This window comes from Acinetobacter sp. USHLN143, assembly GCF_037145695.1.
Classification (GTDB): Bacteria; Pseudomonadota; Gammaproteobacteria; order Pseudomonadales; family Moraxellaceae; genus Acinetobacter; species Acinetobacter fasciculus.
The window spans coordinates 1-308 of sequence record NZ_JBBCWZ010000260.1; the positions used below are offsets into that span (position 1 = coordinate 1).

Annotated in this window: 1 protein-coding gene; it reads left to right on the forward strand. The window is 32.5% G+C overall.

From position 1 onward, the window contains the following. On the forward strand, nt 1–200 hold a 200-nt coding region (locus tag WFH18_RS17990), incomplete at its 5' end, for a hypothetical protein (RefSeq protein WP_336755434.1). Nucleotides 201–308: the final 108 nt, after the last annotated feature.

Here is a 308-nt window from a genome sequence, read left to right on the forward strand (position 1 = left end):
GAAGCATGCATGATTTTAAAATATTTAAAAAAAGTATGAGGAAATTAAAATTTAAGCCCTTTTTTATCGTTGATAAGGGGTATTTAGGGATAAAAAAATTGGGTTTTGGATGCCTCATGCCATCTAAAGCAAAGAAAACTGAAAAATTAGATTCTGAATTAAAAAAGTTAAATAGAGAGATTGGTCGTAGACGAATTTGATATACGCTGAATTATCAGGAGACTTTCCCTTGGGAGATTCTAGGCAGCCAACTTATAAAAGTCTTCGGCCATTTGATTTGGTGTCTTAAAACCCAAACCCTTTTGAAT